Annotated in this window: 16 protein-coding genes; 9 read left to right on the forward strand and 7 right to left on the reverse strand. The window is 70.9% G+C overall.

The features are described 5' to 3' along the window. Positions 1–39 precede the first annotated feature (39 nt). Both KIS93_RS39195 and KIS93_RS39200 read right to left on the reverse strand, forming a co-directional pair. Positions 40–387, reverse strand: coding sequence for an STAS domain-containing protein (locus KIS93_RS39195; RefSeq protein WP_080042910.1), 348 nt, complete (start codon positions 385–387; stop codon positions 40–42). A 34-nt stretch (positions 388–421) separates the two neighbouring features. Continuing rightward, positions 422–1,873, reverse strand: coding sequence for an LCP family protein (locus KIS93_RS39200; RefSeq protein WP_080042909.1), 1,452 nt, complete (start codon positions 1,871–1,873; stop codon positions 422–424). An 81-nt stretch (positions 1,874–1,954) separates the two neighbouring features. Here KIS93_RS39200 and KIS93_RS39205 point away from each other — a divergent pair, with 81 nt between their 5' ends. Beyond that, positions 1,955–2,971: a glycosyltransferase family 2 protein gene (locus KIS93_RS39205; protein WP_080042908.1), complete on the forward strand. Its 1,017-nt coding sequence runs from the start codon at positions 1,955–1,957 to the stop codon at positions 2,969–2,971. 184 nt (positions 2,972–3,155) lie between these two features. Here KIS93_RS39205 and KIS93_RS39210 read toward each other — a convergent pair whose 3' ends face one another. Together KIS93_RS39210 and KIS93_RS39215 are read right to left on the reverse strand one after the other, a co-directional pair. After that, positions 3,156–4,892 (reverse strand): CDP-glycerol glycerophosphotransferase family protein, encoded by a 1,737-nt coding sequence (locus KIS93_RS39210; protein WP_230465586.1) that lies wholly within the window; start codon positions 4,890–4,892, stop codon positions 3,156–3,158. A 26-nt stretch (positions 4,893–4,918) separates the two neighbouring features. After that, entirely contained in the window at positions 4,919–6,502 is a 1,584-nt protein-coding gene (locus KIS93_RS39215; RefSeq protein ID WP_155128550.1) for a bifunctional cytidylyltransferase/SDR family oxidoreductase, read from the reverse strand. A 112-nt stretch (positions 6,503–6,614) separates the two neighbouring features. Between KIS93_RS39215 and KIS93_RS67745 the strand changes: the two genes are divergently transcribed. The 6 genes from KIS93_RS67745 to KIS93_RS39245 all read left to right on the forward strand — a co-directional run bounded on the left by KIS93_RS67745 (position 6,615) and on the right by KIS93_RS39245 (position 12,350). Then, positions 6,615–8,033, forward strand: coding sequence for a CDP-alcohol phosphatidyltransferase family protein (locus tag KIS93_RS67745; protein WP_155128548.1), 1,419 nt, complete (start codon positions 6,615–6,617; stop codon positions 8,031–8,033). Between the two features lie 11 nt (positions 8,034–8,044). Continuing rightward, positions 8,045–8,653 (forward strand): DUF5941 domain-containing protein, encoded by a 609-nt coding sequence (locus KIS93_RS67750; RefSeq protein WP_206067962.1) that lies wholly within the window; start codon positions 8,045–8,047, stop codon positions 8,651–8,653. Positions 8,654–8,730: 77 nt separating this feature from the next. Then, positions 8,731–9,465 (forward strand): phosphocholine cytidylyltransferase family protein, encoded by a 735-nt coding sequence (locus KIS93_RS39230; RefSeq protein ID WP_080042904.1) that lies wholly within the window; start codon positions 8,731–8,733, stop codon positions 9,463–9,465. A 28-nt stretch (positions 9,466–9,493) separates the two neighbouring features. Next, positions 9,494–10,534 (forward strand): iron-containing alcohol dehydrogenase family protein, encoded by a 1,041-nt coding sequence (locus KIS93_RS39235; RefSeq protein ID WP_168013294.1) that lies wholly within the window; start codon positions 9,494–9,496, stop codon positions 10,532–10,534. After that, on the forward strand, positions 10,512–11,279 hold the full coding sequence (locus tag KIS93_RS39240) for a CDP-alcohol phosphatidyltransferase family protein (protein WP_080042902.1): 768 nt from the start codon (positions 10,512–10,514) through the stop codon (positions 11,277–11,279). Before KIS93_RS39235 ends, KIS93_RS39240 begins: the two co-directional genes overlap by 23 nt. A gap of 186 nt (positions 11,280–11,465) precedes the next feature. After that, positions 11,466–12,350 carry a glycosyltransferase family 2 protein gene (locus KIS93_RS39245; RefSeq protein ID WP_080042901.1) on the forward strand — a complete coding sequence of 295 codons (885 nt, stop codon included), beginning with the start codon at positions 11,466–11,468 and terminating at the stop codon, positions 12,348–12,350. 6 nt (positions 12,351–12,356) lie between these two features. Here KIS93_RS39245 and KIS93_RS39250 read toward each other — a convergent pair whose 3' ends face one another. Then, positions 12,357–13,070 carry an acetoacetate decarboxylase family protein gene (locus tag KIS93_RS39250; RefSeq protein ID WP_080042900.1) on the reverse strand — a complete coding sequence of 238 codons (714 nt, stop codon included), beginning with the start codon at positions 13,068–13,070 and terminating at the stop codon, positions 12,357–12,359. A gap of 106 nt (positions 13,071–13,176) precedes the next feature. Here KIS93_RS39250 and KIS93_RS39255 point away from each other — a divergent pair, with 106 nt between their 5' ends. Then, positions 13,177–13,623 carry an RNA polymerase sigma factor gene (locus KIS93_RS39255; RefSeq protein ID WP_186404653.1) on the forward strand — a complete coding sequence of 149 codons (447 nt, stop codon included), beginning with the start codon at positions 13,177–13,179 and terminating at the stop codon, positions 13,621–13,623. Beyond that, positions 13,616–14,524, forward strand: a complete 909-nt coding sequence (locus tag KIS93_RS39260) for a hypothetical protein (protein ID WP_155128546.1) — start codon at positions 13,616–13,618, stop codon at positions 14,522–14,524. The genes KIS93_RS39255 and KIS93_RS39260 overlap by 8 nt, the downstream gene beginning before the upstream one ends. Here KIS93_RS39260 and KIS93_RS39265 read toward each other — a convergent pair. Both KIS93_RS39265 and KIS93_RS39270 read right to left on the reverse strand, forming a co-directional pair. Then, positions 14,521–15,483, reverse strand: a complete 963-nt coding sequence (locus KIS93_RS39265; RefSeq protein WP_080042897.1) for a glycosyltransferase — start codon at positions 15,481–15,483, stop codon at positions 14,521–14,523. The genes KIS93_RS39260 and KIS93_RS39265 overlap by 4 nt on opposite strands. A 56-nt stretch (positions 15,484–15,539) precedes the next feature. Further along, positions 15,540–16,772, reverse strand: a complete 1,233-nt coding sequence (locus KIS93_RS39270) for an acyltransferase family protein (protein ID WP_080042896.1) — start codon at positions 16,770–16,772, stop codon at positions 15,540–15,542. Between the last annotated feature and the right edge of the window lie 170 nt (positions 16,773–16,942).

Consider the following 16,942-nt stretch of genomic DNA (forward strand, 5'->3'; position numbering starts at 1 on the left):
ACCTCTTACCGGTTTCGCCCGTGCTCGGCGAGGTGCTGCTCAGGCGGCGCTGGCCAGCGCGGCGCGCGCCTCGGTGAGGGAATCGCTCGTCTCGAAATGCCGGTCGAGATTGGTGATGGTCAGCAAATGGCGGATCATTCCGGGCGCGAGGACCAGAATCATGCGCCCGTTGAACTCCTGGACGTGATTGAGCGTGGACACCAGCACGCCGAGCCCCACCGAATCGCAGAACGGCACTTCCGTCAGGTCCACGACGACGTTGAGCGGGTCGGCGGCCGCCAGGGCCTGCTCGAGCTCCGCGCGCAGCCGGGGCGCGCCTGCCACGTCGAGATCACCTGTGACGTGCAGAACCGTACAGGGCTCCTCCCGCCAGTGTCTGACCACCATGGGCCTCACCTGCCCGACGCCTAGATAATTATGCCTATTTCTTACATATGTTCTCCATTGCCGTTTTGGTGGTTGGTGTAACGCTCGGCCGAGCAGTTGGGGTCCCCGTTGACTTCTGTTGCTGGACTTTCAGCTGGTCGCTGCCCAGAATCAGCTCGATCCCGTCGAGCTCCACCTTGCGCAGCTCCGCCCCCGGAATGGCGGCGGCGACCACTTTCGCCTGCGCCTCGAAACCCTCGCCGTAACGGACGAACGTCTGCTTGTAGTCCTTCTTCGAGGTGTTGCCGGGCTTGCCGGGCACCTTGAACCCGTAGGCGACCAGGTCGTCCTTCATGCGGGCGGCCAGGCCGGTGATCAGCGTGCCGTTCTTGACCTCGAGTGTGATCTGGTCGGGGGTGACCGCCGACGGCTTGGGGGAGGCGGAAGCGGAGGCCGAGGCGGACGGCGTGGGCTTGGTGAGGTCCTGGTCCGCGTCGATCCTGGCGAACAGGTCGCGGGCCGCCTGCTTGTCCCACAACACCGCCGACTCGCCCGTGGGCGCCTTGAAGTCGACGTCGGCCAGCGGCACCTCGGCGAACTTCACGTCCGACAGCGACACGTCCCGCATCTGCGTGGCCAGCCCGAGCAGCCCGTCGTCGGGGTCGACCTTCACCGTGCTCAGCGTCGACTGGATGAACGAGGCCAGCTTGGCCGGGTTCGCCAGCGTGTCGGCGCTCAGCGCCCGGTTGAGCAGGGCCGAGATGACCTGCTGCTGCCGGTCGATGCGGTCGAGGTCGGAGCGGGCGGTCGCGCGGGTGCGCGCGTAGCCGAGCGCCCGCACGCCGTCGAGCTGGTGGGTGCCGGCCGGCAGGCTGAGCGCGATCTTGGTGTCGTTGATCGGTACGGGCGTGCAGACGGTGACCCCGCCGAGGGAGTCGACGACGTCGATGAAGCCCAGGATGTTGACCTCGATGTAGCGGTTGATCTCAAGCCCGGTGGCCGCCTCGACGGTCTGCTTGGCCAGCTTCGGCCCGCCGAACTGATAAGCAGAGTTGATCTTGTGCTCGCCCTTGCCCGGGATCGTCGTCCACGTGTCGCGCGGCAGGCTCACCACCGTGACCTTGCTGTGGTCCTCCGACAGGTGGATGACCATCATCGTGTCGGTGCGCTGGCCGCTCTCACGGCCCAGCTTGAGCCGGTTCTGCTGCTGGCGGGTGAGGTCGTCGCGCTTGTCGACGCCGACCAGCAGGATGTTCTCGGCGCCCGTCGAGGCGGGGGCCGTCACGCCGGCGTCGACCGTGCCGATCTGGCGCGGGGTCGCCCACACCACGCCCGTGGCGAGCAGCACGCCCGTGGACAGGAAACCGGCGACCAGGACGTTGCGGCGGCGGGCCTTGGCACTCCTGCGCGGCGGCCTGCGAGTGCGGACGGGTGTCGTCAGCTTGACGCCGCCGTAGGCGTCTCCGCCCACGAGCACACCGCCGTCCTCCTCGTCCGGGTCGCGCATACCGTCTCCCTTTTGTCACCCCGGAGGATCGGCCTTTCGATTGCCCTCCTCCCACGGTCGTACAGTAGCGTGAGCCCCGCCATGAAGCAGTTCCCCGACTCGCCGCACGCGCCCGCGCAGACGCGCGGCTGGCCCCCCATCTCCGTCGTCATGCCGGTCCTCAACGAGGAACGGCACCTCCGCGAGGCCGTCGAGATGGTCCTCGCCCAGAGCTACCCCGGTGAGATCGAGGTCGTTCTCGCCGTGGGTCCGTCCCAGGACCGCACCCAGGAGGTCGCCGACGCCATCGCGGCGGCCGACCGCCGGGTGACGGTGGTGCCCAACCCGACGGGCCGCACCCCCAACGCGCTCAACGCGGCCATCGCCGCCTCCCGCAACGGCATCATCGCCAGAGTCGACGGGCACGCCATGCTGCCCCCCGACTACCTGCGCGTGGCCGTCGAGACGCTGGCCGAGACCGGTGCCGACAACGTGGGCGGCATCATGGCGGCCGAAGGCGTCACGCCCTTCGAGCAGGCCGTCGCCTGCGCCATGACGTCCAAGATCGGCGTCGGCGCCGCCGCGTTCCACGTGGGCGGCACGCCCGGCCCCGCCGACACCGTCTACCTCGGCGTCTTCCGCCGCTCCGCGCTCGACCGCGTCGGCGGCTACGACGAGCACTTCCAGCGCGCCCAAGACTGGGAGATGAACCACCGCATCCGCCAGACGGGCGGGCTCGTGTGGTTCCAGCCCCGCATGCGGGTCTCCTACCGGCCCCGGCCCAACGTGAAAGCGCTGGCCAAGCAGTACTTCCACTACGGGCGGTGGCGGCGGGTGGTCGCGCGCACCCACGAGGGCACCATCAACCTGCGCTACCTCGCCCCTCCCGCCGCCGTGCTCGCCATGCTGCTCGGGCTCGTCGTCTCGCCGTTCTTCCCGTGGGCGCTGATCGTGCCCGGCGGGTACGTCCTGGCCATCGTCGCCGGGTCGGCGCTGACCGGCGGCGGGCTGCCCCTGAGTGCGAAGCTGCGGTTGCCGCTGGTGTACGCCACCATGCACTGCTCGTGGGGGTGGGGCTTCCTCACCAGCCCCAAGAAACTGGCCCGCCCACCCCGCTGACCCCCCTTCCGTCCGTCCCCCCGCACCCCGCCGTACTACGGCGGGGTCCTTTTTGGGGAGGAAAGCGCAGCACGCGCCGGAAGCCGCAGTGCGTGGCGGGAGCCGCCGCGTACGGCTGTGCGCGGTGGGAGCCGGGTGGGCGGTGGGGGCCGCTGTGTGCGGGGGAGGTAACGACCCGGCGGGGTCAGTGGCCGGAGAAGACGCGTTCCACGGCCGCGTTGAAGCGGGTCAGGGCGTCCGGGTACTCCGGGCCCAGCAGGTAGCTCCTGAGCTTCACGCGGGCCCTGGCCAGCGTGTCCTCCCCGTCCAGGAACTCCGCCAATCCCGACAGGTCCGCGCCCAGCAGCACCCCCGCCTCCGTGCTCGGGTACCGCTCGTGGAAGGCCCGCTCGGGCAGTCCGGCCACGTTCGTCACCGCGTACGGTTTCTCGCTGGCCAGGAAGTCGGCCACCACGCTGGAGATGTCGCTGATGAGCAGGTCGCACTCGTTGAAGCAGTCGTACAGGTGCGGCTCGGGCCCGGTGACGACGAGGTGCCTGATGTGCGGGGCGGTGTCGCCGGTGCGTGAGGGGTGGCGCGCCTTCGACTTGGCCAGCTCGGCCGCCTCGATCATGGCGACGATCTTGCGGTGGGCGCGGGTGGCGCTCTTGTCGCGGTGCCCGGTCAGCGGGTGCGGCTTGTAGATGACGCGCAGCGGCGGCTGGTGGTCGAGGAGGGCGCGGACGATGCGCGGGCCCATGGTGATGAGCGAGGTGTGGAACAGGTCGTCGTTCCAGCCCTCCCAGGTGGGCGCGTACAGGACGGTCCGGTACGGGTGCCCGGGACCCTCCGTTTTGATGCCCTGGAGCTGGGGCCGCCCGACCTCGTGGATGTTCTCGTCCCTGACGCCCACCTTGGCCCGCCGGTAGCGGTCGCGGCCGGCCGGCCCCGCCACCCACACCTCGTCGTACACGCGGGAGAACGGGTTGAACGACGCCTCCTTGTCGCTGTCGCCGTGGTTGAGGAACGCGCTGCGCAGGGTCGGGATGCGCAGCATGTGGACGTTCCTGCCGACGTTGGCCACGTACAGGCACAGCTTGGCCCCGGCCAGCGCGCGGAAGCTCATCAGGTCGGCCGACGACGGGATGCACACCATCGGCAGCGTCGTGGACTCCAGGTGCCGGGCCATGCCGCGCTCGCGGAGCACGACGATGGCGCGGCGGGAGATGCGTTCGAGGGTGGGCAGCCACATCCTGGCCTGGTAGGCGGCGGCGGTGGCGCCCGAGAAGTAGAGGATCACCTCGGGGCGGTACTTCTCGACCTGCTCGCCGACGACCTCCAGCACGCGGGCGCGGTCGGTGAGCGGTGCGGCGCGGCGCACGTACGGGATGAGCGCGAGCGCCCCCGCCAGGCCCGCCACCAGTGCGAGCGCGGCGCCGGCGGTGGCGGGGACGGCGCCGAGAACGGCCCCGAGAACCGGCAGCGCGTCCGCGTACAGGAACGGCACGCTGCGCGGGTCACGCAGCAGCCGCGGCGGCATCCTCGGGATGCGCAGCGCGGAGACGTCGAGGTTGCGGGTGGTCACCGGCATCCTGCTGAGCATCTGGCGCAGCCGCAGCGCCAGCCCCGTGTGCAGGGCGCGCACCGCGTGGACGGCCAGCATGCCCGCCGCCAGCGCCGCGAACCACGGCAGCTCGGCCCCCGCCGTGCGCGCGACCAGGAGCAACGCCATCGTCTCCCGGGCCGCGAAGCGCAGCGTGATCCCGAGGTGCACCTTGCCGAGCAGCTCGGGCAGCGGGCGTCCGGCGCGCGGGGCCGCGTACTCGACGAGGTACGAGGCCGCCGCCACCACGCCGAACAGCACCGGCGCCGGCCACAGGGCCGCCACCAGCAGCGCCGGGTAGCAGGCGAGCAGCGCCGCGATCACGATGAGTCTCCTCATGTGATCGCACCGTAACAAGGCTCAGGTCAAGCGCCGTCCACGCGGGCGTCTATGACTTGCCCTGATAGGTCGGAGATGAGGATGTCCAGCGAGGTCTGCGCGACCAGGTGCGGAGAGGCGCCGGTATTGACGCAGTTGACCCTGATGCCGTCGGCGGCCCACTCGCGGGCCAGCGCGCGGGTGAGCCCGGCGACCGCCGCCGCGCCCGACTCGTGCAGCGCGCCGGAGCCCGGCGGGACGTGCAGCAGGAGGCTGCGGCGCAGGTGGGGGCGGGCGGCCCGGGCCACGTTCAGCGCACCCAGGTGCCCGGCCGCCACCGCGTCGGCCACGGTCTCGCCGCTCGCCCCGGACAGGTCGCCGGAGTGGCCCCGGCCTGCCACCAGCACCACGTGATCGGCGCCGCCCACGTCGTCGAGCGCCTTGGCGACGGAGTCGAAGTCCTCGACCCGCACCCCGTCGTCCCTGGTCAGCACGTGCACGGTGGCGCCATGGGCGGCCGCCTCCGCCGCGACCACGGTGGCGGCATGGGCGGCCGCCTCCACCACCGGCCCACCGCCCCCTACCGTCCCGCCGTACTTCGGCTGAGGTCCTTCAGGGGAAGAAGGGGGTACGTCAGGCGCGAGGTCCCCGGCCCGAGGGGTGGGGGCAGTGTTGGGCGCGAGGTCCCTGGCGCGAGGGATGGGGGCGGTGTCGCGTGTGAGGTCCCCGGATCGAGGGGTGGGGGTGGTGTCGGGGGCGAGGTCCCCGGATCGAGGGGTGGGGGTGGTGTCGGGGGCGAGGTCCCCGGATCGAGGGGTGGGGGCGGTGGCGGGCGGGAGGTCTGCGGGTTGGGGGCCGGGGGCGAGGATGACGATCACCTGGCCGGCGAGGGCGGTCCGGTCGCCCGCGGGCACAGGTGGCGGGAGGCGGAAGAGGAGGTCGGCGATGTGCAGGTCGGCGGGGTGGGTGACCTTGATGTTGCGTTCGCTGCCCGCCACCAGGTGGATCGGCACCTCGGGCAGGTATCGCAGCACCACCCCGCAGTCGTCGGTGGCGGGCCGGCCGGCGAAGCCGGGGTCGGCCATGGCCAGCTCGTACGCCCGCCGGATCACCGACAGCCGGAAGCACTGCGGCGTCTGGCTGCGCCGCAGCCGGGAGCGGTCGAGCACTTCGCCGATGGCGCCTTCGGGGGTGGCGACGAGGACCGTGTCGGAGCTCGGGATCGCCACGTTGACGGCCTCGTGGGTCTCCAGCGCCCTGACACACTCCGTGATGATCCGGGGCTCCAGGAGCGGGCGTACGGCGTCGTGCAGGAGCACGTTGCACTCGTCGGCGCCGAGCGCCGCCAGCGCCCGCCACGTGCTCTCGGTACGGCTGGAGCCGCCGTCCACGACCTTGCTGACCTTGCGGTACCCGCCCCGGGCGACGATCTCGCGCACCCGGTCGGCGTAGCCGGGGGTCATGAGCACCACGATCTCGTCGATCTCGGGCGCGGCCTCGAACACCGCGAGCGAATGCTCGATGATCGTCCGGCCCGCGACCTCGATGAGCTGCTTGGGCGTGCCGAGCCCGACCCGTTGTCCCACCCCGCCCGCGAGGAGCACTCCTACCGACCGCAGCCGTGAATCCATACCGGCAGCGTAACGGTGCTGTTCCGTGATATCGCGTTGACCTGTCGCTACGCTGTGTCTACGCACCCCCCGAGACCACGTGCTCCACCCCGACCGGGAGGAGACCTGAGCTTTGCCCGACTCATTGATCCGCGAAAGCGCGACCACCTCGGTCCTGCTGCTCGCCACGACTCCCGCGTGCAGGTTGCTCACCGGCGACGGCACGCTGCTCGACCGGCTCGGAGACCAGCTCGCCACGCTGCCCGTGCGCGAGGTCCAGGTGATGACCGCAGCGGGCGGTCTGGCGGCGGACCTGCGCGGGGTCGCGAAGATCGCGCGCACCACGGCGGGCGCCGTGGCGGTGCTGACCGCCGACCTGGTGATCCACACGGAGGCGCTGGCGATGCTGCTGGAGCATCCGGCGCACGGCACGGCCGCGCTGATCTCGCACGACGCGAGCGAGGGCCCGCTGCGCCCGCCGGTGCGGGTGGAGGGCGGCGCGGTCGTGGCGGCGGGCAGCTCGTTCCATCTCGTCCCCGAGTCGAACGCCACGTTCATGGGCGTGCTGCAGACAGGGGAGGCCGACCTGGCGTCGCTGGCCGACGTCGCGGAGGAGCTGGCGGAGCTGGCCGACGCGGGCAAGCTCGGCCCCGTCACCCCCGTCGAGGCGGTGGACCTGCTGCTGGTCGGGCTGGTCAGGTCGGGGGTGAGGGTGCGGGCGGCGAGCATCGGGCGGCTCCGCGCCGACCGGGTGACCGGCCAGAACGCCGCCGACGCCGCCCTGGCCAGGCTGGCCGAGGTGGACGAGGCCAGGGTGCGGCTCGACGCCTCCGTGAAGGAGGACGACGGCTTCTTCGCCACGTTCTTCGTCTCCTCCTGGACCCGCCACCTGATCAGGCCCAGCGTGCGGCTCAAGCTCAGCCCCAACACCGTCACCGGCGTCTCGGCGGGGCTGGCGCTGCTGGCGGCCGTCTGGTTCTCGGCGGGCAGCGAGGCGGGGCGGCTGGCGGGGGCGGGGCTGCTCTACCTGTCGTTCGCGCTCGACTGCCTCGACGGGCAGCTCGCCCGCTACACGCGGACGTTCTCGCCGCTGGGGGCGTGGGCCGACGGCATGTCCGACCGGCTCAAGGAGTACGCCGTCTACGTCGGCCTGGCCTTCGGCTCCGCCGCGCCCGACATCTGGTACCTGGCGGTGGCCGCGATGGTGCTGCAGGTCGTCCGGCACGCGATCGACTTCACGTACGCGGGCGCCGTCACCGACGCGGCCCGGGTCGGCGCCATGTGGGGCAGGCCCGCGCGCTCGCTGCTGGAGTCGCAGGACGTCCGCCGCGCCCCGGGCGGTGTGCTGAAGCTCGCGCGGCGGCTCGAACGCGACACGGTCGCCCGCTACCTGAAGAAGATCATCGTGCTGCCGATCGGGGAGCGGATGGCGCTGATCGCCGTCACGGCGGCGCTCTGGGACGCCCGCGTCACGTTCGTGGCGCTGCTCTGCTGGGGCGGCGTGGCGGCGCTCTACCAGCTCATCGGACGGATAGCGAGGTCCGCGAGGTGATTTCGGTCCACATGACCCCCGTTCCCGGCAGCACGGTCGTGGCCTACCGCGACGACGGGCCGCTCTCGCGCGCCATGGGGCTGCTCGTGGCCGGGCAGCTCCCGCCGCTGCCGCCGGTGCTGGCCGGCACGTTCGTCACGGGCGTGCTGCTGATGCTGGGCGTGGCGGGCACCGACGGGCTGGCGGTGTTCGCGCCGGCGGTGACGCTGCTGCTGGCCGGGCCGGGCAGCACGCATCCGCACGACGGCAGGTTCGACTGGATCGTGCCGCCGATCCTGCGGCTCATCGAGTACACGTTCATCGCGGCGTGCGGGTTCGCCCACGAGGTGCACCCGCTGCTGATCTTCGCGTTGCTCGGCGCCCTGGGGTTCCACCATTACGATCTGGTCTACCGGTTGCGCCAGCGCGTCTACCCGCCCGCGTGGCTGCCCACCCTGGGGCTCGGCTGGGACGGGCGGATGATGGTGGTCTCCCTGGTCGCGCTGTCGGGCTGGCTGACCGGTGGCTACGCGCTGCTCGCGATCTACCTGTGGGCGCTGTTCGGCTGGGAGAGCCTGACGTGCTGGCTCGCCGCGCCCCGATCCGGGGTGGAAGCGACCGATATGGGAACGCAAGACTAACGCCGGATTACCCGCACGGGGGCCAAAGACGAATACTCTTTGGGCCATCGGAGTCATGCTCGACTGAGGAGTGCACGTTGCTGGGAATGGTTCTGGCCGCTGGAGCCGGACGACGCCTGCGGCCGTACACCGACACGCTGCCCAAGGCGCTCGTGCCGGTTGACGGCGAGACCACGATCATGGACATCTCGCTGCGCAATCTCGCCGAGGTGGGCCTGCGGGACGTCGTGGTCGTCGTCGGGTACGCGGCGCAGGCCGTACACGAGCGTAAGGACGCCCTGGAGGAGCGGCACGGCGTCAAGCTCACCCTCGTGCACAACGACAAGGCGGAGGAGTGGAACAACGCCTACTCCCTGTGGTGCGCGCGCGACTACTTCGCCCAGGGCGCGCTCCTGGTCAACGGCGACACCGTGCACCCCGTCTCGATCGAGAAGACGCTGCTGGCCGCCCCCGAGACCAGCGACATCCTGCTCGCCGTCGACAACGTCAAGCGGCTGGCCGACGAGGAGATGAAGGTCACGCTCTCGCCGGAGGGCTCGCTGCGCCGCATCACGAAGCTGATGGACCCGGCCGAGGCGTACGGCGAGTACATCGGCGCCACGCTCATCAGGCCGGGCGCGGCCGACCGGCTGGCCGACGCGCTCAAGGCCACGTTCGAGCGTGACCCGCAGCTCTACTACGAGGACGGTTACCAGGAGATGGTCGACCGCGGCGAGGTCATCCACGCCGCCCCCATCGGCGAGGTCGACTGGGTCGAGGTGGACAACCACGACGACCTGGCCAAGGCCCGCGCCATAGCCGTTCACTACTGAGGGGGCGCGGATGCCGCTTCTAGCGAGGATGTTGCCGGCGCCGCTGACCATGGACGTCAGGCGCGGCGCGGTCGCCCAGCTCGGCGCCCTGCTGGCCGACAGCCGCGTGGCGACCTCCGGCAGGGTCGCGGTGGCCGTCGGCATGGGCCAGGGCGACCACATCGAGAGCCTCATCGCGCCCACGCTGGGTGAGGCCGAGGTGTTCAGGGTGGCCGACGGGTCGGTCGACGCGGCCGTCTCGCTCGGCGCCGACCTGCGCAAGGCGGCCTACGAGGTGGTCGTGGGCGTGGGCGGCGGCAAGACGATCGACGTCACCAAGTACGCCGCGTCGCTGGCGGGCATCCCCATGGTGGCGGTGGCCACCAACCTCTCCCACGACGGCATCTGCTCGCCCACCGCCTCCCTCGTCTATGAGGGCGGCAAGGGCTCGTTCGGCGTGCCGATGCCGCTGGCGATCCTGGTCGACCTCGACTTCGTGCACAACGCGCCGGAGTCGCTGGTGCGGGCGGGCGTGGGCGACGTGGTGAGCAACCTGTCGGCCATCGAGGACTGGCAGCTCGGCAACGTCGAGCGCGGCGAGCCGATCGACGGGCTGGCCTGCTCGATGTCCCGCACGGCGGCGGAGGCGCTCATCGGGCGCACCGACTCGATCGAGTCCGACGCGTTCCTGACGGTGCTGGCCGAGTCGCTGATCCTGTCGGGCATGTCGATGGTGGTGGCGGGCTCGTCCCGGCCCGCGAGCGGTGGAGATCATGAGATCCTTCATGCCGTGGATCAGCTCTTCCCCGGCACCTCCAACCACGGCGAGCTCGCCGGCATCGGCGCCGCCTTCTGCTTCTTCCTGCGGCAGGACGACGCCCGCGTCAAACAGGTCGTCGACTGCCTGCGCCGGCACGAGCTGCCGGTCGTCCCCGGCGACATCGGGCTGAGCGCCGAGCAGTTCGCCGAGGTCGTCGCGCTGGCCCCGGCCACCCGTCCCGGCCGTTACACGATCCTGGAGCACCTGCGCATGCAGGACACCGAGATCCGCGAGCGGGTGGGGGACTATGTCCGGGCCTTCGGTAGCTGAGCTGCGCCAGGTGGCGCAGCCACCCGGCCACCTGGAGCGCAGGAACGGCGAGCACTGGGCGGGCGTGCTCTACATGCGCCGCCTGTCGATCTACGTCACCTGGATGTTCGCCAAGACCTCCGTCACGCCCAACCAGCTCACCTGGGTGATGACCGTGGCGGGGGTCGCGGCCGGCTTCGTGCTGGCGCTGCCGGGGCTGTGGGCGGCCGTGCTGGCCGCCCTGCTGATCCAGGTCTACCTGCTGCTCGATTGCTCCGACGGCGAGCTGGCCCGCTGGACGGGCAAGACCTCGCTGGCCGGCGTCTACCTCGACCGGGTCGGCGCGTACTTCGCGGAGGCGGCGGTGCTGGCCGGGCTGGGCTGGCGGGCCTCGGAGGTGCTGCCCGACTGGTACACCGTGTGCGGCTTCGCCGCCGCGCTCGGCGCCATCCTCATCAAGGCCGAGAGCGACCTGGTGGAGGTGGCCAGGGCCAAGGGCGGGCTGGGGGCCGCGAGCGAGGCGGCGGCCGTGCAGTTCCGCTCCGGGCTGCTGGGGCTGGGGCGGCGGGTGCTGGCCGCCACGAAGTTCCACCGGATCGTGCAGCCGATCGAGCTGTCCATGCTGGCCGTGGTGACGGCGGTGACCGACCTGGTCATCGGCGCCCCGACGGCCACGCGGGTGCTCGTCGTGGCCTGCCTGGTGGCCGCGGCGCTGCAGACCGTGCTGCATCTGATCAGCATCATGGCGTCGAGGCGACTAGCTTGATGCCGGGCCTGGAACCACAAGGGCTTCCCGTCCGTCGTATTGATCGGACCTCCGCCGTTCGGTGGGGGTTCATCGTCGGTTCCGATACGCTTAGCTTCACCATTCCCAGACCATGCAGACCAGCAGACTCGGTGATCATGAAAGAATGCTCCGCTCGTGCTCTCAACGCGTCAGGACAGTGATTCGTTGAAGATCTCGTGCGTCATCCTCACCATGGGCAACCGGGTCGCGGAGCTGAACCGGGCGGTCGAGTCCGCGCTCAACCAGGTCGACGGCGACGTCGAGGTGGTGATCGTAGGCAACGGTGCCGACGTGCCCGAGGTGTCGGCGACGCCACCCGAGGGGTCGGCCGCGGTCGTGAAATCGATCCGGCTCGACCAGAACACGGGCATCCCCGCCGGCCGTAACCGGGGCGTCGAGGAGTGCTCGGGAGACGTCGTGCTGTTCCTCGACGACGACGGCTGGTACGCCAACCCGAAGGTCGTCTCGCACGTACGCGACCGCTTCGCCACCGAGCCCGACCTGGCCGTGATCTCGTTCCGGATCATGGACCCTGACGGCAGCGGCAGCCAGCGGCGGCACGTCCCGCGCCTGCGCGCCGGAGACCCGCAGCGTTCCTCCCCGGTCACCACGTTCCTGGGCGGGGCCTCGGCGATCAGGCGCTCGGCCTTCCTCCAGGTGGGCGGCCTGCCCGAGCGCTTCTTCTACGCGCACGAGGAGACCGACCTGGCCTGGCGGCTGCTCGGCGAGGGCTACCGCATCGAGTACGACGCCGAGACGGTGATGTACCACCCGCAGGTGCCGCCCACCAGGCACGCCGAGTTCCACCGGCTCAATGCCCGCAACCGGGTGTGGCTGGCGCGGCGCAACCTGCCGTGGCCGCTGGCGTTCCTCTACCTCACCAACTGGGTCGTGCTGACGGTGATCCGGGAGCGGGGTGCGTCGGGGGCGCTCAAGGCGTGGTTCTCGGGCTTCTTCGAGGGGTTGCGCACGCCGGCGGGCGAGCGCCGCCCCATGGCGTGGAGCACGGCCTGGCGGATGGTCAAGCTCGGCCGCCCGCCCATCGTGTAGGCGTCTCTACACCTCGGTGGCCTCGCCGAAGCTCATTTCGGCGTGCGAGATCGTCGTGCTGAACATCGCCCGCTTGGGCAGCCCCAGCTCGCTCAGCTCCTTGGCGATGGGATGGTTGCCCAGGCGGATCAGCGCCCCGCTGGGCCGCACCCTGGCGCCCTTCGACCGCACGGTCCAGGGGATACGCCGGGTGATGCCGTCGCGGTGCGTGTAGGCGTCGAGCGGCGCCATGGCGGCCCCGGCGGGCACGGGCAGCCCCGGTTTGATCAGCATGTCGAGCACGAGCCGCCCGTCCTTGCGCAGGATGCACCTCTTGTACGGCGACGACAGCCGCAGCTCGATGTCGGCCAGCTCCTTCGGGAACCCCCACAGCGTGCGCCCGGCCTCCAGCGTGAACTGCTGGTCCACCGGCAGCCAGTGCACGAACACCCCGGCCTGCCGCAGCTCGCCCGGCCCCATCGAGCCGGAGGCGCCCGGCGGCCGCACGAGGAAGGCCATGCCGAACTCGTGGTAGGTGTCGAGGTCGCCGTCGCGGTAGTCGACGAACAGCAGTGCGCAGACGGCCTTGCCGGGCAGCACCTCGGCCACGTCGAGCCCTGAGTACGCGATCACCGCCCGGGCGGCGTCGGCACGCACCGGGTAGAGGGCACTGCACACCTCGGCGTCCCTCACTCGTACGGGCATGCCCACCGTCCGGCCCTGGATCTGATGCGATGCCATGACTCCAAGTACATCAACCATGAAGGCGTGTGACCATTCCCGCCCCGGTGCCGTCTACGTGTGATGTGACAACGGACAGACCACGGGGGGCACCATCATCGAGGACTTGTACCGCGAGCACTGGGCGCTCGTGTGCGGGTTCCTCCTGCGCCGGACGCGTGATCCCCACCTCGCCGAGGACCTGGCCCAGGAGACGTTCGTCAAGGCGACCAGGGCGCTGCTGGGCTGGCGCGGGGAGAACCCGGCCGCGTGGCTGCTCACGATCGCGCGCAACGTCCTCATCGACCACGTGCGCCGGGCGCGGCGCGAGCTGCCGCTGCCCGAGCCGGACGAGCTGGGCGCGCCGGCCTTCCACGTGGACTCGCTGGAGGTGCGCGACGCCCTGGGGCGGCTGCCGGAGCGGCATCGCCGGCTGCTGGCGCTGGTCTACTTCGAGGGCTTCTCGCTGGTGGAGGTGGCCGCGATGACCGGCAGGAAGCACAACTCGATCAAGACGGCCCTCTGGCGGGCCAGGAACGCGTTCGCCGAGATCTATGGAGTCCCCCATGACTGATGATTTTCCGGAAATGCCGGACTTCGACCCGAAACTGACCAGGAAGGCCGTCCGCCGTGGCCTGCTCAGGACGACCGCCAACGTGCTGGCGGTGCTGCTGGCGCTCGCGCTCGTGGCCACGATCGGCTCGTCCCTCGTCCAGCAGCGCGGTGACCGGGAACAGCGCATGATGGACGTGCTCGGCACCGCCTTCAAGCTCTACAACCCGGCCTACAACGTGAGCGTGGGCGACTGCTGCGAGACCACGCCGTTGTCGATGTCGTTCCAAGTGACCGCATCCCCGCTGCGGGCCGTCGGCGGCTTCTGGCCGGATGGAGGCGACACCTACACCATCAGCCAGGACTTCTTCGGGCGCGTGGGCCGCCTGCCCCTGGGCAGCACCGCCGCCACCAGGCTCTCCATCTCGCTGTTCGACGTCGGTGGCACGCAGGCGCCCAAGGACCAGGTGCGCAAGGTGCTGGCGAGGCTGCCCGCCGGGCTCAACGCGCTGGCCGTGGTGGAGTTCGCCACGCCGCTCAAGGAGGCAGAGCTGAAGGAATTCCTCAGCCGGAACAAGACGTGCGCCGACAAGGTGGTCTACGAGCGCAGGACGAGCTCGCTGCCCATCACCTGGGGCGACATCACCTGGAACCGTGGCGGGCTCGCCGAGGGGAAGCAGGGGTGCGGGGTCGGGCTGGACAGCTTCCGGGCCTGGGTCCGCCTGTTGCGCGAGCACGACGGCGCGAACCTGCGCAGCTTCGACCTGTCCCTGGCCCGCCTGCGCAAGGCGGCCGCGGAGGGCCTGGCCTACGCCTACGTGGACCAGCTCGCCTCGGTCGAGAAGCTACGCGAGCTCATCGAGGACCCGCGCGTGCGCACGGTCCGCCTGGCCGACGTCACCTTCGACCTCGACCGTCCCTAGACGGCCAGGGCGTGCCGGGTCACGCCCGCCCACGACTCGGCGCGGCGGACGAAAGCCTCGGCGTGGTCGGGCCAGTGGTGGCGCAGCCGCGCCTGCGCGTGCCCCGCCTCGCCCAGCTTCAGCCGCCGCGCCGGGTCCTCCTTCAGGTCCAGGACGGCGTTCAGCACCGCGTCCACGTCCAGCGGCACGACGAGCCCGCACCCGACGCCCTCGACCAGCGAGGCGCCCTGCGGCGTCGTGATCACCGGCAGGCCCCTGCCCATGTAGTCCATGATCTTGGTGGGTGGGGTGCGGACCGTGTCGTCGGCCAGGGACAGCCCGGCCAGCGCCCCCTCGGCCATGCGCAGGGCGTGCCGGTTGGGGACGTACCCGAACCAGTCGAGCAGGCCCACCCGCTGCGCGTCCCGCAGCAGGGGGCGCACGTCGCGGGCGGCGGCGCCGATGAGGTCGAGCCGGATGCCGTGCGGGACCAGCCGCTCGGCCAGCCCGATCAGCTCGCTCACGCCGCGCTCGGCCGACAGGCGGCCGATGTGCACGACCCTGGTGTCGCCAGGAGGGGGAGGGCTGGGCGACACCAGGGTCGCTTCGGGGACCACGGCCGGCGTGATCACCCGGTGGCGCCTTTCGGCGCGGGCGAGTTGCTTGGGGGTGACCTGCTCCCGCACGTCCCAGACGACCGGAGGCCGCCGGTACGGCAGCGCCCGCAGCAGCCGGTGGTCGTGCACGATCAGCAGGTCCGCGTCGCGCACGCCGCGCCTGAGCGCGCTTCGCGCCCGGCCGTAGGAGGCGTGGCGGGCCACGTCGATCGCGGTCAGGCCCATGGCGGGGGTCACGTTGAAATAGGTGAAGGGCGCGACGTAGGTCACCTCGTGGCCCGCGTCGAGCAGCGCCCGGATCTGCCGGTGCATGATCCGGGCGTCCTCGGGATGGTGGACGGTGGTGGCGACACATGCGCGCATGTGTCGATGCTGAGCGCTTACCAGGTCAAAGGCGTTAATGCGGAGGGAACGGCCGCTTAACTTCGTGAGGGGCGCCGATAGAGCCAGGTCAGGCGGGGCTCCAGCACCCACTTGAAGACGGTGCGGGTCTCGGGCAGGCACAGGATGATGGCCAGGGCGAAGCAGCTCGCGCTGATCGCCAGCACGCCCAGCGGCCCGTACAGCCACGGGACCGACAGCCAGCCCATCTCCTTGGCGATCAGCACCGGGATGCCGTGCAGCAGGTAGCAGTAGAGGGTGCGGGTGCCGAGGTCGGTGTACCAGGTCTCCTTCCTGGGCACCAGCGCCAGCACGGCCAGGCACATGGCCAGCGCGCACACCAGCAGCCCGACGCGCAGGCCGAGCCCCATGTACCAGGACAGGTCGAGGTCCTGGTAGCTGTTCTTGTAGTAGAACGGGCCCAGCTTGGCGCCCCTCGACGCGAGGAAGACCGCCACCGCCGCCGCGCCGAGCAGGACGAACCCCGACACGATCTTGATCCAGCGCCGGTTGAGCAGCTCGAAGTGCTCCGGCTGGAGCACCAGGCCGATCACGAAGAACGGCAGCAGGCCGAAGAACCGGTCCATGCTGAAGTCGCCCGAGATCTGCGAGAACCCGGCGAACAGGTAGATCGCGATCGCCACCGGCACGGGATACTTCATCCGCTTCCACACCGGTGTGGACAACCGCCAGAACAGCAGCGCCAGCAGGTACCAGTTGAGCCACGCCGGATCGATGATGGTCAGGCTCCACTTCTGCCCGAGGGCGGTGCGGAGCGCGGCGTAACCCACCTCGACGATCACGTACGGGACGAGGAACGTGTCGACCAGCTTGTTGGTCTTCGCGTTGGAGTTCCAGAAGTTTCTGGACAGGTAGCCGCTGATCACCACGAACAGCGGCATGTGGAAGACGTAGATGAAGATGTAGGCCGCCCGCGCCGAGTCGGCGGCCAGGGTGGGCACCAGCGAGTGCCCGATCGGCACCAGCGCGATCAGGATGAACTTGACGTTGTCGAGGAACGGGTCGCGCTTGCGCTTGGCCGGCTCGGCCGCGGGCTGCGGCTGCTCCTGACGCCCCTCACCGGAGTCCGGCCCCTCGGCGATCGCCGCCTGCGGCGCGGTGCGCTCGCCCGGCGCGATGCCGTGGGGATCGGTGGACTCGCTCCAGAACGCCTCCTCCGGCAACGGCCAGCGGGCCCCGGTGTTGGCGGGCCCCTGCTCCTCGGGGCTGCGCTGGGGCGTGGCCGGTGGGGAGAACCTGGTGTCAGACACAGAAGGAGTCGCTCAGCTTCGCTCGGGGCCGGGGAATCACGACGACAACAGGATCGGGAAAACCCTTGCGGCTTCGTGTCGCGCTGCGTCGCCAACCCGCAACAGACTATCCCGCCCTCGCGGGTCCTGTCTCTCGCAGAGCCGCGAAACGCCCGGTTCCACAGGAGATT

Source organism: [Actinomadura] parvosata subsp. kistnae (assembly GCF_900323885.1).
Taxonomy (GTDB): Bacteria; Actinomycetota; Actinomycetes; order Streptosporangiales; family Streptosporangiaceae; genus Nonomuraea; species Nonomuraea composti.